Origin of the sequence: Sporosalibacterium faouarense, assembly GCF_016765695.1 — a bacterium.
GTDB classification, from domain to species: Bacteria; Bacillota; Clostridia; order Tissierellales; family VENL01; genus Sporosalibacterium; species Sporosalibacterium faouarense.
Genome location: NZ_JAETGO010000025.1, coordinates 48,655 through 73,248 on the forward strand (window position 1 = coordinate 48,655; position 24,594 = coordinate 73,248).

24 protein-coding genes, 1 tRNA gene and 2 other annotated features are annotated in these 24,594 nt (G+C 31.7%); of the genes, 24 read left to right on the forward strand and 1 reads right to left on the reverse strand.

The window, feature by feature from the left end; translation table 11 throughout:
• The first annotated feature begins 79 nt into the window (after nucleotides 1–79).
• The 8 genes from JMO20_RS04000 to disA all read left to right on the forward strand — a co-directional run bounded on the left by JMO20_RS04000 (nucleotide 80) and on the right by disA (nucleotide 8,546).
• A complete protein-coding gene (locus JMO20_RS04000) occupies nucleotides 80–319 on the forward strand; it encodes a hypothetical protein (RefSeq protein ID WP_202708246.1) in 240 nt (79 codons plus the stop codon).
• A 252-nt stretch (nucleotides 320–571) separates the two neighbouring features.
• Nucleotides 572–1,033, forward strand: coding sequence for a CtsR family transcriptional regulator (locus JMO20_RS04005; RefSeq protein WP_202708247.1), 462 nt, complete (start codon nucleotides 572–574; stop codon nucleotides 1,031–1,033).
• 15 nt (nucleotides 1,034–1,048) lie between these two features.
• Nucleotides 1,049–1,558 (forward strand): UvrB/UvrC motif-containing protein, encoded by a 510-nt coding sequence (locus JMO20_RS04010; RefSeq protein WP_202708248.1) that lies wholly within the window; start codon nucleotides 1,049–1,051, stop codon nucleotides 1,556–1,558.
• 10 nt (nucleotides 1,559–1,568) lie between these two features.
• Complete coding sequence (locus JMO20_RS04015) at nucleotides 1,569–2,591, forward strand: protein arginine kinase (RefSeq protein WP_202708249.1); 1,023 nt, start codon at nucleotides 1,569–1,571, stop codon at nucleotides 2,589–2,591.
• A gap of 17 nt (nucleotides 2,592–2,608) precedes the next feature.
• The gene (locus JMO20_RS04020; RefSeq protein ID WP_279380048.1) at nucleotides 2,609–5,065 is read left to right on the forward strand and encodes an ATP-dependent Clp protease ATP-binding subunit; all 2,457 of its coding nucleotides are present in this window, start codon (nucleotides 2,609–2,611) and stop codon (nucleotides 5,063–5,065) included.
• Between the two features lie 396 nt (nucleotides 5,066–5,461).
• Nucleotides 5,462–5,908, forward strand: a complete 447-nt coding sequence (locus tag JMO20_RS04025; protein ID WP_202708250.1) for a hypothetical protein — start codon at nucleotides 5,462–5,464, stop codon at nucleotides 5,906–5,908.
• Between the two features lie 191 nt (nucleotides 5,909–6,099).
• Nucleotides 6,100–7,464, forward strand: coding sequence for a DNA repair protein RadA (gene radA, locus JMO20_RS04030; RefSeq protein WP_202708251.1), 1,365 nt, complete (start codon nucleotides 6,100–6,102; stop codon nucleotides 7,462–7,464).
• A gap of 2 nt (nucleotides 7,465–7,466) precedes the next feature.
• Nucleotides 7,467–8,546, forward strand: a complete 1,080-nt coding sequence (disA, locus tag JMO20_RS04035) for a DNA integrity scanning diadenylate cyclase DisA (protein WP_202708252.1) — start codon at nucleotides 7,467–7,469, stop codon at nucleotides 8,544–8,546.
• Nucleotides 8,547–8,578: 32 nt separating this feature from the next.
• Here disA and JMO20_RS04040 read toward each other — a convergent pair whose 3' ends face one another.
• Complete coding sequence (locus JMO20_RS04040; protein ID WP_202708253.1) at nucleotides 8,579–8,974, reverse strand: nucleoside triphosphate pyrophosphohydrolase family protein; 396 nt, start codon at nucleotides 8,972–8,974, stop codon at nucleotides 8,579–8,581.
• Nucleotides 8,975–9,156: 182 nt separating this feature from the next.
• Between JMO20_RS04040 and JMO20_RS04045 the strand changes: the two genes are divergently transcribed.
• From JMO20_RS04045 to JMO20_RS04120, 16 genes are all read left to right on the forward strand, one after another.
• Nucleotides 9,157–9,633, forward strand: a complete 477-nt coding sequence (locus JMO20_RS04045) for a CarD family transcriptional regulator (protein WP_202708254.1) — start codon at nucleotides 9,157–9,159, stop codon at nucleotides 9,631–9,633.
• A 148-nt stretch (nucleotides 9,634–9,781) separates the two neighbouring features.
• Nucleotides 9,782–10,879, forward strand: a complete 1,098-nt coding sequence (locus JMO20_RS04050; RefSeq protein WP_202708255.1) for a PIN/TRAM domain-containing protein — start codon at nucleotides 9,782–9,784, stop codon at nucleotides 10,877–10,879.
• A gap of 149 nt (nucleotides 10,880–11,028) precedes the next feature.
• Nucleotides 11,029–11,742, forward strand: coding sequence for a 2-C-methyl-D-erythritol 4-phosphate cytidylyltransferase (gene ispD, locus JMO20_RS04055; RefSeq protein WP_202708256.1), 714 nt, complete (start codon nucleotides 11,029–11,031; stop codon nucleotides 11,740–11,742).
• A 4-nt stretch (nucleotides 11,743–11,746) separates the two neighbouring features.
• Nucleotides 11,747–12,223 carry a 2-C-methyl-D-erythritol 2,4-cyclodiphosphate synthase gene (gene ispF, locus JMO20_RS04060; protein ID WP_202708257.1) on the forward strand — a complete coding sequence of 159 codons (477 nt, stop codon included), beginning with the start codon at nucleotides 11,747–11,749 and terminating at the stop codon, nucleotides 12,221–12,223.
• Between the two features lie 164 nt (nucleotides 12,224–12,387).
• Nucleotides 12,388–13,113: an ABC transporter ATP-binding protein gene (locus tag JMO20_RS04065; protein ID WP_202708258.1), complete on the forward strand. Its 726-nt coding sequence runs from the start codon at nucleotides 12,388–12,390 to the stop codon at nucleotides 13,111–13,113.
• Complete coding sequence (locus JMO20_RS04070; RefSeq protein ID WP_202708259.1) at nucleotides 13,110–14,294, forward strand: ABC transporter permease; 1,185 nt, start codon at nucleotides 13,110–13,112, stop codon at nucleotides 14,292–14,294. Before JMO20_RS04065 ends, JMO20_RS04070 begins: the two co-directional genes overlap by 4 nt.
• Before the next feature lie 110 nt (nucleotides 14,295–14,404).
• Nucleotides 14,405–14,619, forward strand: a binding site (T-box leader).
• 97 nt (nucleotides 14,620–14,716) lie between these two features.
• Complete coding sequence (locus JMO20_RS04075) at nucleotides 14,717–16,441, forward strand: proline--tRNA ligase (RefSeq protein WP_202708260.1); 1,725 nt, start codon at nucleotides 14,717–14,719, stop codon at nucleotides 16,439–16,441.
• Nucleotides 16,442–16,780: 339 nt separating this feature from the next.
• Nucleotides 16,781–17,674: a DUF1002 domain-containing protein gene (locus tag JMO20_RS04080; RefSeq protein WP_202708261.1), complete on the forward strand. Its 894-nt coding sequence runs from the start codon at nucleotides 16,781–16,783 to the stop codon at nucleotides 17,672–17,674.
• Nucleotides 17,675–17,769: 95 nt separating this feature from the next.
• On the forward strand, nucleotides 17,770–19,251 hold the full coding sequence (gene gltX / locus JMO20_RS04085) for a glutamate--tRNA ligase (protein WP_202708262.1): 1,482 nt from the start codon (nucleotides 17,770–17,772) through the stop codon (nucleotides 19,249–19,251).
• Nucleotides 19,252–19,369: 118 nt separating this feature from the next.
• Nucleotides 19,370–19,584: a binding site (T-box leader), on the forward strand.
• A 102-nt stretch (nucleotides 19,585–19,686) separates the two neighbouring features.
• Nucleotides 19,687–20,358, forward strand: coding sequence for a serine O-acetyltransferase EpsC (gene epsC / locus JMO20_RS04090; protein ID WP_202708263.1), 672 nt, complete (start codon nucleotides 19,687–19,689; stop codon nucleotides 20,356–20,358).
• Nucleotides 20,345–21,742 (forward strand): cysteine--tRNA ligase, encoded by a 1,398-nt coding sequence (cysS, locus tag JMO20_RS04095; RefSeq protein WP_202708264.1) that lies wholly within the window; start codon nucleotides 20,345–20,347, stop codon nucleotides 21,740–21,742. Before epsC ends, cysS begins: the two co-directional genes overlap by 14 nt.
• On the forward strand, nucleotides 21,727–22,173 hold the full coding sequence (locus JMO20_RS04100; protein ID WP_341533977.1) for a Mini-ribonuclease 3: 447 nt from the start codon (nucleotides 21,727–21,729) through the stop codon (nucleotides 22,171–22,173). The genes cysS and JMO20_RS04100 overlap by 16 nt, the downstream gene beginning before the upstream one ends.
• Before the next feature lie 122 nt (nucleotides 22,174–22,295).
• Nucleotides 22,296–23,033 carry a 23S rRNA (guanosine(2251)-2'-O)-methyltransferase RlmB gene (gene rlmB / locus JMO20_RS04105; protein ID WP_202708265.1) on the forward strand — a complete coding sequence of 246 codons (738 nt, stop codon included), beginning with the start codon at nucleotides 22,296–22,298 and terminating at the stop codon, nucleotides 23,031–23,033.
• A gap of 9 nt (nucleotides 23,034–23,042) precedes the next feature.
• The gene (locus tag JMO20_RS04110) at nucleotides 23,043–23,564 is read left to right on the forward strand and encodes an NYN domain-containing protein (protein ID WP_202708266.1); all 522 of its coding nucleotides are present in this window, start codon (nucleotides 23,043–23,045) and stop codon (nucleotides 23,562–23,564) included.
• A gap of 82 nt (nucleotides 23,565–23,646) precedes the next feature.
• On the forward strand, nucleotides 23,647–24,294 hold the full coding sequence (sigH, locus tag JMO20_RS04115) for an RNA polymerase sporulation sigma factor SigH (RefSeq protein WP_341533978.1): 648 nt from the start codon (nucleotides 23,647–23,649) through the stop codon (nucleotides 24,292–24,294).
• Nucleotides 24,295–24,371: 77 nt separating this feature from the next.
• Nucleotides 24,372–24,447, forward strand: a tRNA-Thr gene (locus JMO20_RS04120).
• The last annotated feature ends 147 nt before the right edge of the window (nucleotides 24,448–24,594 follow it).

Here is a 24,594-nt window from a genome sequence, read left to right on the forward strand (position 1 = left end):
GTTATGACCAATGGTAGAATAATAAGTTTGCTATAAACAGAAAATATAAATAAGCCACCTTAATAAAGGAGGAACATCATTGACAGACTATTATATTAACTTAGACTTTCAAGGACAAAAAAGGCCTAATGAAAAGCTAAAGGATGTAATAGAAAATATTCAATATGACGATGAGCTTATAGTAAATGTAGCAGCTGATAATCATAGAAAGATAGAAGGTGCCACAAGGTTTTTAGATAATAATGGCTTTGACCATTTGAACAAAGGAATTAATAGTGGAAATCAAATATCTATAGTAGCTCACCTTAAGAAAGAATAAATTATTAATGTCAATGAAATAACTAATGTAGATGAAGGGCCAATCCATTGGATTGGCCTGGATACTTGAGAGAAATAGTTAAATTATGAGAAAAACATCGATAAATTATAATAATAAACACTAATAAGTTAAAATAATTAATAATCATAATTATTAAGGCTTGCAAAATAGCAATTAATATTTTTTAATATAATTAAGGTCAAAGAAAGTCAAAGTCTAATTTGTGCAAGTATTGTATTGAGAGGTGTTTATATGTCTAGAATAAGTGATATAATTGAAGAATTTATAAAATCACTTTTAAAAGAGACAAATAATGGTATATTAGAAATAAAGAGGAATGAATTAGCCGATTATTTTAATTGTGCTCCTTCACAGATAAATTATGTATTGAAAACAAGATTTAATACTAGTAATGGTTTTTATATTGAAAGTCGAAGAGGTGGAGGTGGTTATGTAAAAATAATTAGAGTTGATTTAAACAATAATAAATATCTAAGTAATATTATAAATAATAATATAGAAGAATCTATTACAAAAGCTAGAGCCTACAATGTTATTGAAAATTGTATAGAAAAGGGATTAATAACAGCCAGGGAAGGTATGCTAATGAAAACGGCTTTAAGTGATAGAGCCTTGAATATGGCATCGGGATATAAGAATCAAATTAGAGCAAGAATTCTTAAGGATATGCTTCTGATTATTTCAAATAAATAGTATAGGAGTGATTATATGCTTTGCGAAGAATGTGGAAAAAACCAATCTACAGTGCATTTAACCAAGATTATAAATGGAAAGGTTAACAAAGTACATTTATGCGAAGAATGTGCTAAAAAACATAAAACGTTAGACTTTGATTCTACATTTTCAATACATGATTTTTTTGCAGGATTATTAGATAATACAGATGATAGTACTCTTTCTTTGGGGCAATCAGCTAAAATTCAGTGTGACAATTGTGGGATGACCTATAGTAAATTTAGACAGTCAGGAAGACTAGGATGTAATGAGTGTTATAATTCCTTTAAGGATAAACTAATACCGCTTTTTAAACGTATTCATGGTCATGACAATCATACAGGCAAAGTACCAAAGAGAGCTGGTGGCATTATTAGAATTAAAAAAGATATCGAAGATCTAAGAAAGAATTTAAGTATAGCAGTTAGAGAGGAAGAATTTGAAGAAGCAGCAAGGCTTAGAGACAAGATAAAAGACCTTGAGAAAGAAATTGAAATGAAATAGAGGTGATATCGTGGCTAAGTGGTTAAAAGGCAAAGGTCCTGACAGTGATATCGTTATAAGTAGTAGAGTTAGGCTTGCAAGGAATCTAGAAAATACTAGCTTTTCTCAAAGAATGAATGATGAAGAAGCTAATGTAGTAAAACAACAAGTTAAAGATGCAATATTAAATGGAAATAGTGTAATATCTAAAGATTTTAACTATTTCAATATAGAGAATATTGATCTGTTGAATAGAAGGATATTAGTTGAAAAACATATAATAAGTCCTGGACTTTTAGAGAAACCTGATAAGAGTGCATTTCTGATAAGCAAGGACGAAAAGGTCACTGTTATGATGAATGAAGAAGATCATGTAAGAATACAAGTTTTAAATCCTGGATTGAGCCTTGAAGAAAGCTGGGATTTATGCAGTAAAATTGATGACTTATTAGATGAAAATCTTAAATATGCTTTTGATGATAAGTTTGGATATATAACAGCATGTCCTACCAATGTAGGTACAGGATTAAGAGCATCAGTTATGCTTCATTTACCAGCTCTAGTTTTAACTAATTATATAAATAAAATACTCCAGGCGGTAAGTCAAATAGGACTTACAGTAAGGGGATTATATGGAGAGGGAACAGATGTCATGGGAAACTTGTTCCAGATATCTAATCAAACTACTTTGGGAAAAACTGAAGAAGAGATAATTGAAAAACTAAAAAATATAGTGATGCAAATAATTGATAAGGAAAGAGCTTCTAGGGAGAGTTTATTTAATAATCAAGGTATTCGTATAGAGGATAAAATATATAGATCATTGGGAATTTTAAGAAATTCTAGAATAATCACTTCTAAAGAAGCAATGGATTTACTATCGTTTGTAAGAATGGGAATTGATATGGGGATTATTAAGGATGTAAATATTGATGTTGTTAATAATCTCATGATTACAACACAACCTGCTAATATTCAGAAATATGCTAAAAGTGAATTGAGTTCCCAAGAAAGAGATGTTAAAAGAGCAGAATTAATAAGAGAAAAATTATAAAGATTGGAGGAATAAATATGGCAATGTTTGGAAGGTTTACTGAAAGGGCTCAAAAGGCTGTATTACTAGCTCAAGAATCAGCAAAAGAACTGAGCCATAACTATGTGGGTACTGAACATCTTCTTTTAGGATTGGTAAAAGAAGGAGAGGGTGTAGCAGCAAAAGCTATTGAAAAAATGGGAGTAAGTTTAGATAAAATAAAAGAAGAGATTATTGGAACTGTAGGAAAAGGAAATAAAGGAGAAGAAATATTAGGATTTACACCAAGAACAAAGAGGGTCTTTGAATTAAGTTTTATGGAAGCTAGAAGTTTAAATCATAATTATGTAGGAACTGAGCATATTCTTTTAGGTCTATTAAAAGAATCAGAAGGGGTAGCCTCTGTCGTATTAAAGAGGTTAGGCTTAGATTTAGAGAAAACTAGGCAAGAAATTATAAAAATGCTTAATAACAATTATAATGGTAAGCCAAGTGGCAATAGTGAATATGGAAAAAGAGGTGGAAAAACTCCTACATTAGATAAATATGGAAGAGATTTAACAAAACAGGCCGATGAAGGGAAAATCGACCCAGTTATAGGGAGACAAAAAGAGATACAAAGAGTAATTCAAGTTTTAAGTAGAAGGACTAAAAATAACCCTTGTTTAGTTGGTGAACCAGGTGTAGGTAAAACTGCTATAGCAGAAGGATTAGCTCAACGAATCGCAGATGGAGAGGTTCCAGAATTATTGACAAATAAGAGGGTTATAACCCTTGATCTATCTTCTATGGTTGCAGGAGCTAAATATAGAGGAGAGTTTGAAGATCGATTAAAAAAGGTTATGGAAGAAATAAGACAATCCGGAGATGTAATTCTGTTTATTGATGAAATGCATACCATAATAGGGGCTGGAGCAGCAGAAGGAGCTATCGACGCTTCAAATATTTTAAAACCTGCTCTTGCTAGAGGAGAATTACAGGCTATCGGTGCTACAACTATTGATGAATATAGAAAGCATATAGAAAAAGATGCTGCTTTAGAGAGAAGGTTTCAGCCTATAACAGTTGAAGAACCAACAGCAGAAGATACTTTGAAAATTTTAGAAGGGTTAAGAGATAAATATGAGGCTCATCATAGGGTGAAAATTACTGATGAAGCTTTAAATGCTGCTACCGAGTTGTCAAAAAGATATATTACTGATAGATTCTTGCCAGATAAGGCAATAGATTTAATAGATGAAGCTGCTTCTAGGGTTAGGCTTCAAGTAATTACAGCTCCACCAGAATTAAAGGAATTAGAAGATAAACTGGAAGAGCTATCTCAGGAGAAAGAAGAGGCTATAAGTACTCAAGACTATGAAAAAGCAGCAAAGATTAGAGATAATGAAAAGAATATTAAAGAGGAATTAGATAATAAGAAAAATCAGTGGAAAAAGGAAAAGCAAATTAGCTCGAATGAAGTAGGATATGAAGAAATAGCCCATGTAGTTTCAGAATGGACTGGAATTCCAGTTAAGAAAATGACTATGGAAGAATCAGAAAGATTATTAAATCTAGAGAAGATTCTCCATAAAAGAGTCATAGGACAAGAAGAAGCAGTTAAAGCTATCTCCAGTGCAGTAAGGAGAGCTAGAGTAGGCCTGAAAGATCCTAATAAGCCAATAGGAACTTTTATATTTGTAGGTCCTACAGGAGTAGGTAAAACTTATCTAACAAAGGCTTTAGCAGAAGCTTTATTTGGTGATGAAGATGCTGTAATTAGATTAGATATGTCAGAATATATGGAGAAGCATTCAGTGTCTAAACTAGTGGGCTCGCCTCCAGGATATGTTGGATTTGATGAGGGAGGTCAACTAACTGAGAAGGTAAGAAGAAAGCCATATTCAGTTATATTATTTGATGAAATTGAAAAGGCTCATCCTGATGTATTTAATATATTATTACAGCTTCTTGATGATGGTAGATTAACTGATTCAAAGGGTAGAATTGTTGATTTTAAGAATACAGTAGTTATAATGACCTCAAATGTAGGAGCATCGAAAATAAAGAAACAAAAAACTTTAGGATTTGCATCTCCTTCAGAAGAAGAAAAGGAAAAGGCTGAATACGATAAAATGAAGGATATGATAAATGATGAACTAAGAAAGACATTCAGACCTGAATTTTTAAATAGAATAGATGAAACTATAGTATTCCATCCTCTAAATGAAGAACACATTAAAGAAATAGTAAATCTAATGATTAAAAATTTAGAGGATAGATTAAAGAAAATGAATATCAATATCGAAGTAAGTGAAAAGGCTAAGGAATACATTGGAAAGGAAGGATTCGATCCAACTTTCGGTGCAAGACCTCTGGAAAGAGCTATAAGAAAATTAGTTGAAGATAGATTATCTGAAGAAATGCTAAAAGGAAATATTGAGAAGAATGACACTGTTATAATTAATTATGAAGGAGAAAAGCTTGTATTTGAGACTAAATTAGGAGTTTGCTAAGTAAAAAACATAGAAATGAACTGTAAGACAGCGCATTATTTTGGTGTGCTGTCTTTTTTAAGCAATAATTCCTATTTTTGATTTTGTGCTTATTATATAAAGGAATTAATAGGAGAAAAAAGAAAAGTATATTTATGTAGCTTTATTAGATAGGAGTAATATTATTTCCATATGATGAAATATATTTCATGCAAACAATAATCTTGTGAATTAAAGGGGTATCTATTTAAAGGGTTTTAAATAAACTTTTATTGTTTAAAATATTAATAATTTTCATAATGGGGAGATTTCATATTAAAATTTTGTGAAAAAGTTTATACTTAATTTGTAAATATGTGATTTCTTTAAATGTATAATTTGATAAATATAAGCTAGAGGTTTATAGGAGGGTTTTAGGTGACAAAAATTATTATAAGTAACATGGAATTTAATACTAAAGAGTTTTATCATGACTTAATAAGAAGTGAATATACAAACGAAAAATTAATAAGAATTAAATTTGAGATATCGGTTAAAGGTCGGGAAGATAATGAGAAACTGAAGGATATATTAGTAGAAGAGTGCTTTGATGTGAGTGTGCCTGAAGATGACATTCAATTTATAGGGAGAGAAGGGGAAATTAGTTATAATTACCTTGCGGATGATGTAAGTAAAGGGGATCCAGTAGAATTTATTTATGTATTAGAACTGATTGAGTACGAAGAAGTGGAAGAAAATATAATGAATGATGAAAGTGAAGAATTAGGTTATCTAACAAAAATACATAAGAAATTATTAGCTATTGAAAAATTATTAATAGATAAAGGTATAGCAACTAAAGAAGAAATTGATGAGATTTCATAGAGTTTAATAAAATATTATAGTTGAAGAAATTACATATTAAAGTTCTTTGAAAAATATCTTTGATTGATAAATGTGCAATTTTTTCAAATGATTAATATAGTATAAATTATTGATATATTTCATTTTATACACTATAATATTTGGCATATTAGTAAATAATTAAAATGTACCTAATATTTAGGAGGTATTTTGTGGGTAAATTAAAGAGTAAATATGTATGTCAGGAATGTGGATATGAAACACCAAAATGGCTAGGAAAGTGTCCATCTTGTAATCAATGGAATACACTAGTAGAAGAGATATATGAAAAAAAATCTAAATCTGTTGTTTCGAGAGAGTTCACTGAGGGTTCAATACAAAAGCTAAAAGATATTCAAGTGGAGGATGAGGACAGAGAATCAACTAATATTGATGAATTAGATAGAGTTTTAGGGGGAGGAGTAGTAAAGGGGTCCCTAATTTTAGTTGGAGGAGATCCAGGGATAGGAAAGTCTACCTTGTTAATACAAACAGCCCATAATATAGCCAGTAGGGGATTAAAGGTATTATATATAACTGGAGAGGAATCAGCTAAGCAGGTGAAGTTACGTTCTGATAGGTTAAAGGTGAAGTCCGAGGATTTATATATATTAGCTGAAACTAATATAGAAATTGGCAGAAGAACTGTCGAGGAATTAAATCCTGATGTATTGATAGTAGATTCAATACAAACTGTTTATAATCCTGAAATTACTTCAGCTCCTGGGAGCGTGAGTCAAGTAAGAGAAGTAACTGCTTTACTAATGAGATTATCTAAAACTAGAGAAATGGCTACATTTATTGTTGGACATGTAACTAAGCAAGGTTCAATTGCTGGACCTAGAGTTTTAGAACATATGGTAGATACTGTTCTATATTTTGAAGGAGAAAGGCATAATACCTATAGAGTATTAAGAGCAGTAAAAAATAGATTTGGTTCTACAAATGAAATTGGCATATTTGAGATGCGTGATGTTGGACTAGTTGAAGTTGAAAATCCATCCGAAATGCTATTATCGGGAAGACCGACATCTTCTTCAGGTAGTGTAGTAGTGCCAAGTATAGAGGGTACAAGGCCTATGCTTATAGAGATGCAGGCATTAATTAGTCAAACTGCATTTGGTATGCCTAGAAGAGTAGCAACAGGCATAGACTATAATAGAGTAGTTCTTATGATAGCTGTACTAGAGAAAAAAGCTGGACTTCAGCTCCAAAATAGTGATGCTTATATAAATATAATTGGAGGACTTCAAATTAAAGAACCTGCAGTTGACTTAGGAATTATATGTGCTATAGCATCTAGTTTCAAAGATAAGATAATTGATTCTAAAACAGTTGTTATGGGGGAAGTTGGCCTAACTGGAGAGGTTAGAACTATAAATCTTATTGAGAATAGGATAAAGGAAGCCTCAAAATTAGGATTTAGTACTGCAATTGTTCCGAAAGCTAACCTTAAAGGGTTGAATATTGAAGAAGAGATGGAAATAATAGGTGTGAATAGTGTGAGAGAGGCCCTAGACATCATCTTGGGAGGGTAATTATGTTAGAAGAAAAGGTTGAAAATAGAAGAATATATAAATCCATTAAAATGTTATCTCCAGGAACTCCCTTGAGGGAAGCATTAGATAATATTGTTAGAGCAAAAACTGGAGCATTGATTTTGATTGGAGACGATGATGAAATTCTAAGTATAGTAGATGGTGGTTTCAATATAAATAGCGATTTTACTCCAGCTCATTTGTATGAGTTGGCAAAAATGGATGGTGCTATTATTTTAAGTTCTGATTTGAAGAAAATACTATATGCAAATGCTCATTTAGTTCCTGATCCATTTATTTCTTCCAGAGAGACGGGAACTAGGCATAGGACTGCTGAACGTGTTGCTAAACAAACATCTAAACTAGTTATATCAATTTCTCAGAGAAGAAATGTGATAACCTTATATCAAGGTAATTATAAATATGTTATTAAAGACATGAGTGAAGTATTAAATAAAGCCAATCAAGCTATACAGACATTAGAAAAATATAAGGTTGTTCTAAATCAAGCAATGGCAAATCTCAGTGCTTTAGAGCTGGAAGATTTAGTTACAGTTTTTGATGTTGCTAAGGTTTTGCAAAGAACGGAAATGGTAATGAGAGTAGTTGCTGAAATGGAAAAGTATATTTTGGAACTAGGAAATGAAGGTAGGCTAATTAGTATGCAGTTGGAAGAATTAACTGGAGATGTAGAGGAAGATGGAATAAATGTTATAAAAGATTATTGCTGTGAGGCTAGTAATAATAGCTTTGAAGATATACAAAAAGAAATTAAGAATCTTTCGTCTGAAGACTTACTTGATTTAATAAATATTTCTAGTACTCTTGGATATGATGAAGGTATTAATTCACTTGATATTAATGTTTCCTCAAAGGGTTATAGAGTGTTAAATAAAATACCTAGATTACCATCAAATGTTCTCGAGAATGTAATAGAAAAATTTGGTTCATTTCAAGGAATTTTGAAAGCGTCAATATCTCAATTAGATTCTGTCGAAGGAATTGGAGAAATCAGGGCGAGAACTATCAAAGAGGGGCTTAGAAGGCTACAAGAACAATCATTATTAGATAGACATTTATAGCGGCCAAAGGGCCGCTATTTATTTTAGTAGCATTATAACAAGCTATATACTCCTAATGTGTCTAGCTCTTTGTATTCTTTAATTAAAATATCATATAGATTTAAATCTAAGGCATTACAAAGGGAAGCTATATAAAATAAATGATCCCCGATTTCTTCTTCAATCTTTTCCTTACAAACATCACAGAGTTCGCCACTAACATGGCTTTTGAGAGAGTCTTTGACTTCTGCAAGGGTTTCTTTATTATACTCTTGCTTTTCAGAATTTATTGAAATACACCCACAAGAAGTTGAAGCTTTTATTACTGCTCTATTAATACGAGCATTTGATTCACCTAGTTTAGTAATTACATCTAAAATACTTTTGTGTCTTATTAATACATCTGAAACTTTTTCCTGAAAATCATCACATAGTAAGTCCTTTAGCATCTAATCACCTCAGTTGTAGTTTGTTGTTATATTTTAATTATACTTTTTTAGACAAGTTATTGTCAATTGAAATTTAAGTTGACAAGCTAATTTGTGTATGGTAGAATAAATAATTTGACAAAATAACGAATATAGTGTATAATTTACTTTAGTATACTATGTATAAAACGGGAGGGTTGCATATGTTTGATATAGGAGATAAAATAGTATACCCTATGCATGGAGCGGGAGTAATAGTTGCAATCGAAGAGAAAGAAATATTAGGGGATAAGAAAAAATATTATGTTATGAAAATGCCAATGGGCGATATGAAAGTAATGGTTCCCTGTGACAATATAGATGACATAGGTATAAGGGAAGTTATAAACAATCAAGAGGTAGAACAAGTACTTGCAGTTTTAGGAGATGATAAGACTAAAATGCCTCAGAATTGGAATAGACGTTATAGAGCTAACATGGATAAGATTAAGAGTGGCGATATTTATGAGATTGCCAATGTGGTTAGAAATCTTATGATAAGAGATAAAGAGAAGGGCTTATCAACAGGTGAAAGAAAAATGCTAAATAATGCTAAACAAATGTTAATAAGTGAAATTGTTTTGGCAAAAGATTTAGACCAACCTGAGGTTGAAAGATTAATCGATGAAGTGGTTAAGTAGGCGTCTGTTTAGGCGCTTGTTTTTTTTCATCTATTAAATATTTATAGTAAAAAAATACTACTTTTTTGGTTAAATATTGCAAAAAGTGGTAAATTAGTTATAGAATATTATTATATTGGAAATAAATATACTAGGAGGTGATGTTCAAATGCTAAATAAAGTTGCAAAGCTTTTTATAACCTTAATAGGTATGATGTTAGGTTATGGAGTAGTTGTTGTGAGTAAATCGTTTGGACTTTTAGATTTTGTTGAAGGAGCTACCCAAAATTTAATTATGTATATTGGTGTAAGCTTATTATTTGGAATCATATTCTTTATTTTTTCAACTAGACTTATCAAATTCGGTAAGAAAGGAGTAAGCAAGGTAGAAAGTGAGCTGCAGGAAATGCCTGCCTTTGATATTATATTAGGTGCTGTTGGGCTTATTTTTGGATTAGTAATTGCTTATTTACTAAGTAGACTATTCTTAGAAATACCTTTTGCAGGTGTGTTTATTTCTATACTATCTTACTTGTTATTAGGATATTTAGGAATAATAATACCAACAAAAAAGCGAGACGATTTTACTAATTTACTTGATATATTTAAAAGAGGAAGTAATAAAGATAAAGACAAAACAAAAACTTCTTTTAAAGGGTGTCCAAAGGTTTTAGACACTAGTGTAATAATTGATGGAAGAATTGCAGATATTTGTAAAACAGGATTTGTTGAAGGACCTCTAGTTATTCCAGAATTCGTATTAGAAGAATTACAACATATTGCCGACTCCTCTGACTCTCTTAAGAGAAATAGAGGTAGAAGAGGATTGGATATATTAAACAAGATTCAAAAAGAGTTAGATATTGAAGTTATAATACATGAAAAGAATTTTGAAGATATAAGTGAAGTGGATAGTAAGCTCTTGAAACTTGCTCAATTTATTAAAGGGAAGGTTGTTACAAATGACTTTAACTTAAATAAAGTTGCCGAGTTTCACGGAGTGGCTGTATTGAATATAAATGAGTTGGCTAACGCAGTAAAGCCAGTTGTTTTACCAGGAGAGCAAATGAATGTCTTAGTTATCAAAGATGGTAAGGAATCAGGTCAAGGGGTTGCTTATCTTGATGATGGAACAATGATTGTCGTAGATAGCGGGAAGAAATATATTGGTGAAAATATAGAAGTAATGGTGACAAGTGTACTACAAACTGCTGCGGGAAGAATGATATTTGCAAAACCAAAGTCAATGATTGATAAAGCGGTATAATAACATACTTTTATAAGAAATACTCGGTCGTTTGATCGAGTATTTCTTAATGTGCAATACTTGTGCTTTATACATTATAGGATTTGGGGAAATGTATTTTGTAATATTAAAAGACAAGTATTATGTTATAATTATTTTGAGGTGATAGAATGGGTTTTAAAGACAAGTATATATCTGTAGTTATACCGGCTGCAGGCATGGGTAAAAGAATGAATAGTAATATAAATAAGCAGTTTATGCTTATTAATGATAAACCAGTTTTAGGGCACACTATCGAGAAATTTTGTAAAGAAGATATAATTGATGATATTGTTGTTGTGGTTAGAGAAGATGAGATAGACTTATGTAAAGAAATGGTGATTGATAAATATGATTTAAAAAAGGTAAGTAAGGTTATAGCTGGAGGTAAAGAAAGGCAAGATTCAGTATATAACGGAATAAGGTCTGTTAGTGAAAAAACAGATATTATATTAATTCACGATGGAGCGAGACCATTTGTCAATAATAAGATTATATCATCTAGTATTAAAAATACTTTAGAATATAAAGCTTGTGTAGTTGGGGTTCCTGTTAAGGATACGATAAAGACTGTAGATATTAATAATAATGTTCTTAGTACACCTGATAGGGATAAACTTTGGGCTGTTCAAACGCCTCAGAGCTTTGACTATAATTTATTAATAAAGGCTTATAATAAAGCTAAAGAAATTGGTTATAATGCAACTGACGATAGTATGCTTGTAGAAAAGCTAGGGCATAATGTAAAGATGATAATGGGTAGCTATGACAACATTAAAATAACTACACCAGAGGATTTGCCTTTGGGAGAAATGATTCTGAGGAAACAATCTATAGGGGGTTAAAAATATGAAGGTAGGAATAGGCTATGATGTACATAAATTAGTTGAGAATAGAAAGTTAATATTAGGTGGAGTGGAAATAGAGCATTCACTAGGGCTTTTAGGACATTCCGATGCAGATGTACTAGTTCATGCGATAATGGACTGTATTTTAGGAGCATTAGCTTTAGGAGATATAGGGAAGCATTTTCCAGATACTGACGATGAATATAAAAATATTTCTAGTATGAAACTTTTAGATACAGTTATAAAAACCATGAAGGATAAAAGTTATGAGTTAAATAATTTAGATTGTATAATCGTGGCACAAAGACCTAAACTTGCTCCTCATATAGAAGATATGAGACTAAGTATTGCTAAAGCTTTTGAAACATCAATAGAAAATATAAATATAAAAGCTACTACCACTGAAAAATTAGGGTTTGAGGGTAGAGAAGAAGGGATTTCTTCTCAAGCTATTTGTTCAATAATAAAGAAGCATTAAGTATATAGTTTTTTAATAACTGATATATCGAGGTAAGTACATATTGTAGATTATATAAAAAAATCCTTTATCCGTAAGTTCTTTTACTACTGAGGATATTAAAGTCTAAATATGTTATTGTATATTTTTACTAAAAATTATAAAATATTGTAGGGGGTGAAAATATGATTCAAGTAAAGAATCTAAGTAAAAGCTTTAAAAAAGTAGATGCAGTTACAAATATATCTTTTGAAGTTAAGAAGGGTGTTGTATTTGGACTTCTAGGAGAAAATGGTGCAGGTAAAACTACTACTCTAAGAATGCTTGCCACTATGCTCAAACCTACAAATGGTACTGCAATAGTTGACGGAATAGACTTACTACAGCACCCAGAAAAGGTTAGAGGTTTAATAGGAATATTGTTTGGAGGAGAAACAGGATTATATGATAGATTAACAGCTAGAGAGAACATTACATATTTTGGTTTATTAAATGGCATGGAAAAACTTGAAATTGAAAGAAGGATAGAAGAAATTTCAAATATGCTAGATATGAATGAATATCTTGACAGAAGAGCTGGAAAATTCTCTAAAGGAATGAAGCAAAAGGTATCTATTGCGAGGAGTATCATTCATGACCCGGATATAATGCTGTTCGACGAGCCTACTTCTGGACTTGATGTTACATCTATAAGAGTTGTACATGAATTTATTAGAAGACTAAAGGAACAGGGTAAAACTATTGTTTTTTCTAGTCATTCAATGAATGAGGTTGAAAAGTTATGTGACGAGGTTGGAATTATACATAAAGGTGAAATCGTTGAAGTGGCTACTATTAAGGAATTAAGAGAAAAATATGAAGACATGGAGCTTGAAGATATCTTTGTGAAATTGGTAGGTGGTAAAAAATGATTAATAAGTATACGTGGATAGTATTAAAAAAGGAATTAACTGATATTTTCAGAGACAAGAAAACTTTAATAACTAGTATTTTAATACCAATTCTAGTGTTTCCCATAATGGCTTTCGTTATTGGTATGGGAACAGATAAGTTTATTGATGATAGTAGTCAGGATATAAGTATTGCTATTATAAGTGAAGAAGAAAGTAAACTTGAGAGTTTTATAAGAGATCATGAAGGGATTAATGTTGTAGCGCCTGATAATCCTGAAGAAGCTCTAAGTGAATTGGATATTAAGGCTATTATAAAGATACCTCAAGGGGTAGATCAACAAATCGAGAATGATGAGATGCCCGATATAGAAATTCTATATGATAGTACTAGTACTAATTCCGACAGTGCTAGAAGTAGGGTTGCCGGAATTATTGGAGAATACTCACAATCTATAGTTTTTAATAGGCTGGAGGAATTAGGTATTGACCCGCAGGTGTTAAATCCTATAAGTGTGTCTTCAACTCCAATTGCTAATCAAGATGAAGATGCTGGATTAGGTATAATGATTCTTTCAATGCTGCTTCCATTAATGTTAACTGTATGGGCTGCTGTAGGAGGTATACCTGCTGCTACGGATTTAGGTGCAGGCGAAAAGGAAAGACAAACACTTGAGCCTTTACTTACAACAAGGGCAAATCGGTTATCATTATTAATGGGAAAATACTTTGCGGTAGTTATAGCAGCTATTATGGGGACTATTGCAGCCTTAATAGGTTTTGGAATTGCAGGAAAAATAAATCCAAACTTTATGGGAACAGGCTCTGGGATGCCGTTAAAATCAGCAGTCGCTGTAGGAATACTTTGTATAGGTCTAGCTCTTGTATTTAGTGCCTTAGAGCTTGCAATCAGCTTCTTCGCTAGAAGTTTTAAAGAAGCTCAAACCTATCTAAGTCCTTTAACAATTGTAGTTATGTTACCTGCTTATTTAACTATGTATTTGGATGGAAAGGAGATACCAGAGTACTTCTTCCATATTCCTTTAGTCAATACTATAGCAGTAATAAAGGAATCTATTGTTTTGGTATTTAATATTCAACATATATTGATAGTATCTGGATGGACAATACTTTATATAGCATTAGCATTGTTCCTTACGGTGAAAATGTTTAATAAAGAGTCAGTTATGTTTAGAAGTTAGATTATTAATATTGACAACTGGCAAATCATTTAGTATCATATAGTTTAAAATAGCATACAATATAGCTATAAATAGATAATTTATATAGTTTATATAATTTAATATGGTCGTTAAAAGCTTTGAGAGGAAATAGTAAATATTAATGGTCTATAGAGAAGAAGTCCTTGGCTGGAAGATTTCTGACCCTCTTATTATTGAACCCATCCTTGAGCTTCTAGGTTGAACTTAGTAGACTTAGACGGGAGTACCGTTATATAATTGAGAGGATTGTTAATTTTATTAATAATCCATTAGGGTGGTAACGCGGATAACCTTCGTCCCTTTCTGGGATGGAGGTTTTTTTATTATTTAAATAAACAATTGTATATTAAAAATTAATATTAACTTATATTTAGATATAAAAAATGAGAGGAGAGAATAATATGAGAATGTCAAAGTTTTATTTGCCAACATTAAGAGAAGTGCCTTCAGAGGCAGAGATTCCAAGTCATCAACTGTTGTTAAGGGCTGGAATGATTAGGAAGCTTGTATCAGGAGTTTATTCATATTTACCATTAGGACTGAAGGTTCTAAAGAATGTAGAAAAAATAGTTAGAGAAGAAATGGATGCAGCTGGATCTCAAGAGGTGCTTATGTCAGCCATTCAACCAGCAGAGATTTGGCAAGAAAGTGGAAGATGGTACGATTATGGACCTGAAATGTTTAGATTAAAGGACAGACATGAAAGAGAGTTTTGTTTAGGCCCAACCCATGAAGAGTATTTCACAGATTTGATAAAGAATGAGTTAAAATCCTATAAGCAACTTCCTCTTAATATTTATCAGATTCAAACTAAGTATAGAGATGAAAAGAGACCAAGATTTGGACTTATGAGATCTAGAGAATTTATCATGAAGGATGCATATAGCTTTGATATGGATGAAGAAGGATTAAAAAAATCTTATAAAGAGATGTGGGATGCATATGATAAGATATTTACTAGATGTGGATTAAAGTTTAAGATTGTTGAAGGTGATTCTGGAGCAATGGGAGGAAGTGATTCCCATGAGTTTATGGCAATTTCCGATATAGGGGAAAGTCAATTGGCATACTGCGATTCTTGTGATTATGCAGCTACTGATGAAACGGCTCATTGTAATTATACTATTAATGAGATTGATGAAAGTCAGCTAGAGATTGAAAAAGTTCATACTCCATCTGTTAAGACCATAGAAAATTTAACAGGTTTCTTTAATCTTTCAGCAGATAAATTCGCCAAGACATTAATATATAGAGTCAAAGATAAAGTAGTGGCTGCTGTTATACCAGGAAACAGAGAACTAAATGAAATTAAGCTAGTCAATCATTTGCAAGTACCAGAGCATGAATTAGAACTAGCAGATGAAAAAACGATTAAGGAAGTAACTGGAGCAGAAGTTGGATTTGCAGGACCAATTGGACTTCAAGAGGATGTAATTCTATTAATAGATTCAAGAGTAGCAAAGATGAAAAATGTAATAGTCGGTGCTAATGAAACGGATTATCATATCAAGAATGCTAATTATGCTAAAGATTTTCAGGGTGAAGTGGTTGAAGACTTATTACTTGTAAGAGAAGGAGATGCATGTCCTAAATGTGGTAGTGCCCTTAAGATAGAGAGAGGAATAGAGGTAGGTAATATATTCCAACTTGGAACTAAATATAGTGATTCATTAAATGCCACATACTTAGATGAAAATGGTAAAGAGCAAAGATTCGTTATGGGCTCATATGGTATAGGTATAAATAGAACAATGTCAGCTATAATAGAACAGAGACATGATGATAAAGGGATTATTTGGCCACTATCTGTTGCTCCATTCCATGTCATGATTACGATTATAAGTTCAAAGAAAGAAGATCAAGTGGAGTTAGGTGAAAGGCTATATAGAGATTTAAAGACTCAAGGTTTAGAAGTGCTATTAGATGATAGAAATGAAAGAGCTGGAGTCAAATTTAAGGATGCAGAGCTGATAGGAATACCAATAAGAATTACAGTAGGAAGAAGAGCAAATGAAGATGTAGTAGAGTATGTAGTTAGAGGCAAAGGAGAAAAAATTGAGATTAATACAGATGAAATAATGAAAAATGTAAAAAAAGAATTTGAAGAGCAAGGGTTAAATATATAGCTTTTGAAATAAGTAATTAAAACAAATGAGGCCATTACACAATTATTAGGTTAGTTATTGTGTAATGGTCTTTTTTTAGTATATGGAAAAGATATTGTGAGCAAAATAAAACAAAGAAGTAAAAAATCAGGAGGACAGTGATGGATAAGAATAGAGAGAAAAGTAGGTTAAGTAGATTTAGGTTTCTATCTATTGGGTGGTGGATAGTGCATGTTATTCTAATTTTAGCTGTATATTATATTATCAAATTAATATAAATTTGGAAGTCATTTTTAAATAAATTAATTCTTTAAGCTTAATTTTATGTTGGAATAAATTATTGCGGTATTGGAGGTATATATGTATAAGAAAACAAATATTCTACTAAACTTAATATTATTGATAAGTTTAATTTTTGCTTCAGTAGGGTTCACAAAGGGTATAGATTCAGAAAGTGAAAAAGTAGTAATTAGCTTAGGTGAGGATTTAAATAAAGAACAAAGGAATCAAATACTAGATATTTTCAATGTAGAGGAAAGTACTAAAGTAATTTATGTAACAAATCAAGAGGAGAGGGACTATTTAAGTGGATATATCAAGGAAGAATTGATAGGAACTAGAGCTATTTCTTCTGCTTATGTAATGGAGCTAGAGGAAGGTAAAGGCATAGATGTTGAAACATATAATATTACTTGGGTTACAAAGGAAATGTATAAAAATGCTTTAATCACAGCAGGGATAGAGGATGCTAAAGTAAAAATTGCAGCTCCCATAAAGGTTTCGGGAACAGCAGCGCTGACTGGAATTATAAAAGCTTTTGAAGATGTTACTGGTAGTAAAATAGATGAGGAGAAAAAGAAAGTTGCTAATGAAGAAATCTCTAGGACTGGTCAACTAGGGGATGAAATTGGTAAGGATAATGCTAGTGAATTAGTACGTAGAGTGAAAGAAGAGATAATAAGTAAAGATGTAAAAGATGAATCGGATATTAAAAAGATAATAATTGAGATAACAGGAGATTTAAATATTAACTTAAATAAAGAGCAGATTGATACAGTGACTACTCTTATGAAAAATATTTCAAAGCTAGACTTGAATATTAATGAGGTTAAACAGCAATTAAAAGGAGTAACAGAGAAGATTAATAAAGTTTCAGAGGAAAATAAAGAAGTCAAATCAATGTTACAACGAGTACTAGACTTCATAAGGCAATTATTCGCTGGTATATTTGCATGGCTAGGTGATATTTTGTAATATATGGTAAAGATTTTACGGATTTCTCCTTGATACCATTTTTCATGTAGTATATAATATACAAATAGAATAACGACGTGGTAGGAGGTAACGATATGTCTGATGTGAGATTAAGATTTGCGCCTAGTCCAACTGGGTATGTACATATAGGTTCATTAAGAACTGCATTATACGATTATTTATTTGCAAACCAAAAAGGTGGCAAGTATATTTTAAGAGTTGAAGATACTGACAGAAATAGATATGTGGACGATGCAATAGAAAATATGATTGAGGCATTGGTATGGGCAGGAGTTAAGCATGATGAAGGTCCATTTATTGAAGATGGAAAGATTGTACAAAAGGGAGAATATGGTCCTTATATTCAATCTGAAAGACTAGATATTTATAATAAATATATTGAAGAGTTAATTGAAAAAGGCCATGCATATTATTGTTTCTGTTCTAAAGAAAGACTTGATAAGGTAAGAGAAGAGCAGAAGGAACAAGGATTAACACCGATGTACGATAGACATTGTAGAAATTTAGACTTAGAAGAAGCAAAAAAGAAAATAGATGCTGGAGAAGATTATACTATTAGACTTAAAGTTCCAGATAATAAAGATATAAACTTTGAAGATGTTGTAAAAGGTGAAATTACTATAAATACTAGTGAAGTAGATGATCAGGTTCTTATAAAAACCGATGGGTTTCCAACTTATCATTTTGCAGTAGTAGTTGATGACCATCTAATGGAGATTTCCCATGTAGTTAGGGGAGATGAGTGGTTAGTATCAACACCTAAGCAGATAATATTATATAATGCATTTGGTTGGGAAATACCTAAGTTTATACATCTACCAACGGTATTAAATAAAGATAAAAAGAAATTAAGTAAACGTCAAGGCGACGTAGCAGTTGGAGATTTTAAGAAAAAGGGATATTTGCCAGAAGCTCTTATAAATTACTTAGCATTAGTAGGGTGGAGTCCAGAAGGAAATCAAGAGATATTCACTCCTGAAGAATTAATAAAAGAATTTTCTTTTGAGAGAGTATCAAAAACTGGAGGAGTCTTTGATGTTGATAAGCTCAACTGGGTTAATGGACAGCATATAAGAAAAGCAGATCAAGATAGAATTACAAAGCTAGCTATCCCTCATCTCAAGGAAGCTGGGTATATAACAGATGAAGATATCAATAATCGTTATGAGTGGATAAAGACAATGGTTGTAGCTGTACAAGAAAAAATATCATATATATCAGAGATAGTAGACCATGTAGATATTTTCTTTAAGAATGAGATAAATCCTGAAAATGATGAAGCGAGGGAAATGTTAAAGGGAGAACAGGTTCCTGCATTATTAGCTGCATTTAAAGAAGAACTTCAGCAAATTAATGAAGTAGATGAAGAATTTGCTAGTGGACTGTTTAAAGTACTAAAAAAGAAAACAGGTATTAAAGGGAAAAATTTGTTTATGCCTGTAAGGATAGTTCTAACAGGACAGCTTCATGGACCTGATATGGGAAATATAATTTTGGTTTTAGGTAAAGAAAACATATTAGAACGAATTAACTATGTAGAGAACAATTTGGTATAAGATTAAAGAATTTAGAAATCCGATGTTAATATTATTTTGAATTATAAATATGAAATTTATCCAGCTAATGAATTTGTAACTAATTTTGAGATTTTATCATATTATAGGGTATTAATAAATAAAAGTTATGATGAGGTAAAGTAAATTTATCAAATATACAGAGAGAAGTCTTCTAGGCTGAAAAAGACTTTATATCAATGGTAAATTGAAGTGCGCCTTTGAACTGTTATCCGAAATTGTAGTAGGATTAATCGCTGAGGAGCGTTAAGACCTTAAAGAGGAGTATTTTACTCAAGTAGAGTGGAACCGCGGTGTGATTAAACCGTCTCTATATATTATATATAGAGGCGGTTTTTTTATTTTAAGAGTGGGTCAAATAAAACTATTAATCTCAGAAAGTTACCAATTATGTATTCTTATTTTGGAGGAATAAATATGTTTAAGCATATCAAAAACGATATAAAGGCAATAAGAGATAGAGATCCTGCTGCTAAAAGTACATTGGAGATATTGGTTTGTTATCCAGGGTTGCATTCCATAACTATTCATAGGCTATCTCATTGGTTATATAAAAAAAGACTATTTCTATTTGCAAGAATTTTATCAAATATGGCAAGATTTTTTACAGGTATAGAGATTCATCCTGGAGCAAGTCTTGGAGAAGGTATTTTTATTGATCATGGAATGGGAGTAGTTATAGGAGAGACTGCCGAAATAGGTAATAATGTCACTATTTATCAAGGAGCAACCTTAGGTGGTACAGGTAAAGAATGTGGAAAAAGACATCCTACTATTGGAGATAATGTTGTAATAAGTGCTGGGGCAAAGGTTCTAGGTCCATTTACTGTTGGTTCCAATTCTAAAATAGGAGCAGGAGCAGTAGTATTAAAGGAAGTTCCTGAGAATTGCACAGTCGTTGGCATTCCTGGTAGAGTGGTAATAAAAGATAATCGTAAAATAAAAAGAATTGGTCATGAAATCGACTTAGATCAAATAAGACTACCTGATCCTATTGCACAGGAAATTGCTTGTATGCAAAGTAGACTATCAAAGCTAGAAAATTATATAATAAAAATAGAAGGGAGAAATTCAAATGAGACTTTATAACACATTGACAAAAACAAAGGAAGAATTTAAACCAATAGATCCTGAGAAGGTAACAATGTATGTATGTGGTCCTACGGTATATAATTATATACATGTAGGGAATGCAAGGCCTCTAGTTGTATTTGATGTTCTAAGAAGATATCTTCAATATAAGGGATATGAAGTAGATTACCTAGTTAATTTTACAGATATAGATGATAAAATGATACAAAAGGCAAATGAAGAAGGAACCACAGTTAAGAAGATAGCTGATAGATTTATTAAAGAGTATTTTATAGATGCTGAAGGATTATTAGTTAAGGAGGATGAAACGAGTCATCCTAGAGCAATGGATCATATTGGCGATATTATTTCTTTCATTAAAGGACTTGAAGAACAAGGTCATGCATATAACGTAGATGGAAATGTTTATTTTGACATTTCTACTGCTAAGAATTATGGGAAATTATCCAAGAAGAAACTAGAAGATTTAATTTCTGGAGCAAGGGTTGAAGTAAGTCATGAAAAGAAAAACCCTGGAGACTTTGCACTATGGAAAAAAGAAAAGCCAGGGGAGCCTTCTTGGAATAGTCCTTGGGGCAAAGGTAGACCAGGATGGCATATTGAATGCTCTGTAATGGCTAAAAAATATCTAGGAGAAACAATAGATATACATGCTGGAGGAGATGATTTACAATTTCCTCATCATGAAAATGAAATAGCTCAGAGTGAGTCATTAACAGAGAAACCATTTGCTAACTATTGGCTTCATAATGGTATGATGAATGTAGACGACATAAAAATGTCAAAATCTAAGTTGAATTTTTCAACTGTTAGAGGTGTAAGTGAAGAATTTGATCTTGAGATTATTAGATTCTTTATATTGACAGCTCATTACAGAAAGCAAATGAACTTTAGTAGAGAAACAGTACTTCAAGCTAAAAATGGCTTAGATAGACTATACAATGGCAAAAGGAATTTACAGTATTTAATAGAGAGAGCTGAGGATAAAGAATTAAATAATCTTGATAAGGATATATTAAATGAAGTTAATAGCTATAGAAAGAAATTTATAGATAGTATGGATGATGATATTAATACAGCTGATGCAATTTCATATCTATTTGAGATAGTTAAATATTCTAATTCTCATTTAACTGAAAAATCTCCTAAGAAGCTAGTTCAAGAAATATATAATACTCTGATGAAATCAAGCTCAATATTGGGAATTCTATCTAAAGAAGAAGATGTAATAGATGATGAAATAAAAGAGCTTATTAAAAAACGAGAAGAGGCAAGGATTAATAAAGACTATAAATTAGCTGATGAATTAAGGGATATACTAAAAGAAAAAGGTATAGAATTAGAAGATAGTCCTCAAGGCACAAAGTGGAAAAGAATATAGGTGATTATATGAATGATAATACTTCAGATTTTTTAAATAAAAGTAGAAGTGATTGGACTGAGATGGATGCACGACTAATGTCTCCTCTTCAATTGGCTTATTTAGGTGATGCAGTTTACGAGGTTTTAGTTAGGACATATCTTGTGGATAAAAAGAAGGTTTCTGTAAATGAGTTACATAAAGAAGCAGTTAATTATGTTAAAGCTGAAGCCCAAGCTAAAATAGCATTTTTTTTAGAGGAGAAGCTTACAGAAGAAGAATGGTCAGTATTAAAGAGAGGTAGAAATGCTAAGTCGGCTTCTGTTCCTAAAAATGCCAGTATATCTGATTATAAATATGCTACTGGATTTGAGGCATTGATTGGGTATCTTTATATAAAAGGAGATATAGATAGGATATTATGGTTGTTTGATGAAATAGTAAATGATTAGTATAACTTAAAGTATTTTAAAGAGATTAAAGTAATTAGATTAAATTAAAGTTTTTACAAAAGATTTTAAAATATATATTTAGATAAAATAAGAATAACGATTAAGAATAGGGAGTGAAAAGATTGAGTGGTGAAAATCAAGTTGAAGGAAGAAATCCTGTAATTGAAGTATTAAAATCAGGAAGAGAAATTGAAAAAATAATATTGTCAAAAGGCTCAAATCAAGGTTCTATAAAGAAGATTATAGGCATGGCAAAAAGCAAGAAAGTTTTAGTTCAATATGTTGATAAAAGCAATTTAGATTCATTAAGTGAGACGGGAAATCATCAAGGTGTAATTGCTTTAGTATCAGCCCATGAATATAAGTCAATTGATTACATATTGAAATCTGCCGAGGAGAAAGGAGAAGCTCCTTTTGTTATTATCTTAGATGAAATAGAAGACCCTCATAACTTAGGTGCGATAATGAGAACGGCAGAATGTGCTGGAGTACACGGCGTAATTATTCCTAAAAGAAGGTCAGTTGGACTCACTTCAACTGTTGCTAAAACCTCGGCTGGTGCAATTGAATATATGCCAGTTGCTAAAGTAACCAATATATCAAATGCTATTGAAGAGTTAAAGGAAAGAGGATTATGGATATATGGTGCAGATATGGATGGCGATGAAGATTATTTTAAAAAAGACCTAAAGGGTCCTATAGGAATTGTAGTTGGGAATGAAGGAAAGGGTATTAGCAGACTTGTTAAGGAAAAGTGTGATTTTCTAGTTAAAATACCTATGAAGGGAAAAGTATCATCTTTAAATGCCTCTGTAGCAACTTCTATAATTACCTACGAAGTGTTAAGGCAGAGGAGTTAAGGAAATGGTATGAAGGCACAAACTAAAGAGTTTCTATTTGTTGATGGATATAATATTATAAATGCATGGGACAATCTTAGGGATTTGAGTAAAATAAGTTTAGAGACAGCTAGAAATGAATTAATAGATATTATGGCAGAGTACCAAGCCTATACAGGAATAACCGTGATAATTGTATATGATGCTCACTTAGTTAAAGGCAGCTCTGAAAAAAAAGAAAAATATAAAGAAGTAGAAGTAGTGTACACTAAAGAGAATGAGACGGCAGATCAATATATTGAGAAGATTCTTGATTCCCTTGGAAAAAGAAAGAAAATCAGGGTAGCTACTTCTGATTGGGTTGAGCAGCAAATTGTTTTGGGAAGAGGTGGAACGAGGATATCAGCTAGAGAATTACAGCTAGAAATAAAGAGTGTAAAGAAAAGGATTGAGAGGAAAAATTCAACGAAAAATGAATCTAATGACATGTTAATGGGTAGACTTGACCCTGAAATCTTAAAAAAACTTGAAAAATGGGGAAAGAATGAGTAAATAACCTTGACTCAACGAATCACATTACTATATAATGAAATTGTTACTTTAAATTTTTTACAATTTGCTGGAGGGGATGCTAGTGGGCTTAAGTGTACATAATGAACTGCCAATTGATTCATATGAATTGATGGAGGATGAAGAAATAATTAAGGATGCCAAAAATGGAGAACCAAGAGCGCTAGAATATCTAATAAAGAAGTATAAAAACTTCGTTAGAGCAAAAGCAAGATCTTATTTTCTCATTGGGGCAGACAAAGAAGATATCATACAAGAAGGTATGATAGGTCTTTATAAAGCTATTCGTGATTATAGAGAGGACAAGCTTAGTTCTTTTAGAGCCTTCGCTGAGCTATGTATAACTAGGCAAATTATTACTGCAATTAAAACTGCCACTAGACAGAAGCATATTCCTCTAAACTCATATGTTTCTCTTAATAAACCTATCTATGATGAAGAATCAGACAGGACGTTATTAGATATATTATCTGGTGTTAAAATCACTGATCCAGAAGAGTTGATAATAAGTAGGGAAGAATTGAATCATATTGAGAGTAAAATAGGAGAAATACTAAGTGATTTAGAATGGGAAGTTTTAATGTCATACCTTCAAGGTAAATCATACCAAGAAATAGCTGTGGATTTAGATAGACATGTAAAATCTATAGATAATGCATTACAAAGAGTGAAGAGAAAGCTAGAAAGATATCTTGAGTTGAAGGAGCTGTAAAACTTTCTATTGTTAGAAGTTTTTGGAGTTGACAAGGGCTTTTGTAAATAGTAGAATAATATGCAGTGGTGATAGATGCCCACGTAGCTCAGCAGGTAGAGCACTTGCATGGTAAGCAAGAGGTCACCGGTTCAAGTCCGGTCGTGGGCTCCAATAAGAGAATTGACATAATGTTTAATTGGTTTCTTTTACGAAACACCCGGTTAAGTTTTCTAAACTTAAACAAAATTATTTACATATTAAGGAGGAATTGAAAAATGGCAAAAGCAAAATTTGAAAGAAATAAGCCACACGTAAACA

Bases quoted from the DNA above. Each gene is read 5' to 3' on its own strand.
- JMO20_RS04005 (WP_202708247.1), top strand. From the start codon at position 572: ATGTCTAGAATAAGTGATATAATTGAAGAATTTATAAAATCACTTTTA.
- JMO20_RS04010 (WP_202708248.1), top strand. From the start codon at position 1,049: ATGCTTTGCGAAGAATGTGGAAAAAACCAATCTACAGTGCATTTAACC.
- JMO20_RS04020 (WP_279380048.1), top strand. From the start codon at position 2,609: ATGGCAATGTTTGGAAGGTTTACTGAAAGGGCTCAAAAGGCTGTATTA.
- disA (WP_202708252.1), top strand. From the start codon at position 7,467: ATGTTAGAAGAAAAGGTTGAAAATAGAAGAATATATAAATCCATTAAA.
- JMO20_RS04040 (WP_202708253.1), bottom strand. From the start codon at position 8,974: ATGCTAAAGGACTTACTATGTGATGATTTTCAGGAAAAAGTTTCAGAT.
- JMO20_RS04045 (WP_202708254.1), top strand. From the start codon at position 9,157: ATGTTTGATATAGGAGATAAAATAGTATACCCTATGCATGGAGCGGGA.
- JMO20_RS04050 (WP_202708255.1), top strand. From the start codon at position 9,782: ATGCTAAATAAAGTTGCAAAGCTTTTTATAACCTTAATAGGTATGATG.
- ispD (WP_202708256.1), top strand. From the start codon at position 11,029: ATGGGTTTTAAAGACAAGTATATATCTGTAGTTATACCGGCTGCAGGC.
- ispF (WP_202708257.1), top strand. From the start codon at position 11,747: ATGAAGGTAGGAATAGGCTATGATGTACATAAATTAGTTGAGAATAGA.
- JMO20_RS04065 (WP_202708258.1), top strand. From the start codon at position 12,388: ATGATTCAAGTAAAGAATCTAAGTAAAAGCTTTAAAAAAGTAGATGCA.
- JMO20_RS04070 (WP_202708259.1), top strand. From the start codon at position 13,110: ATGATTAATAAGTATACGTGGATAGTATTAAAAAAGGAATTAACTGAT.
- JMO20_RS04075 (WP_202708260.1), top strand. From the start codon at position 14,717: ATGAGAATGTCAAAGTTTTATTTGCCAACATTAAGAGAAGTGCCTTCA.
- JMO20_RS04080 (WP_202708261.1), top strand. From the start codon at position 16,781: ATGTATAAGAAAACAAATATTCTACTAAACTTAATATTATTGATAAGT.
- gltX (WP_202708262.1), top strand. From the start codon at position 17,770: ATGTCTGATGTGAGATTAAGATTTGCGCCTAGTCCAACTGGGTATGTA.
- epsC (WP_202708263.1), top strand. From the start codon at position 19,687: ATGTTTAAGCATATCAAAAACGATATAAAGGCAATAAGAGATAGAGAT.
- cysS (WP_202708264.1), top strand. From the start codon at position 20,345: ATGAGACTTTATAACACATTGACAAAAACAAAGGAAGAATTTAAACCA.
- JMO20_RS04110 (WP_202708266.1), top strand. From the start codon at position 23,043: ATGAAGGCACAAACTAAAGAGTTTCTATTTGTTGATGGATATAATATT.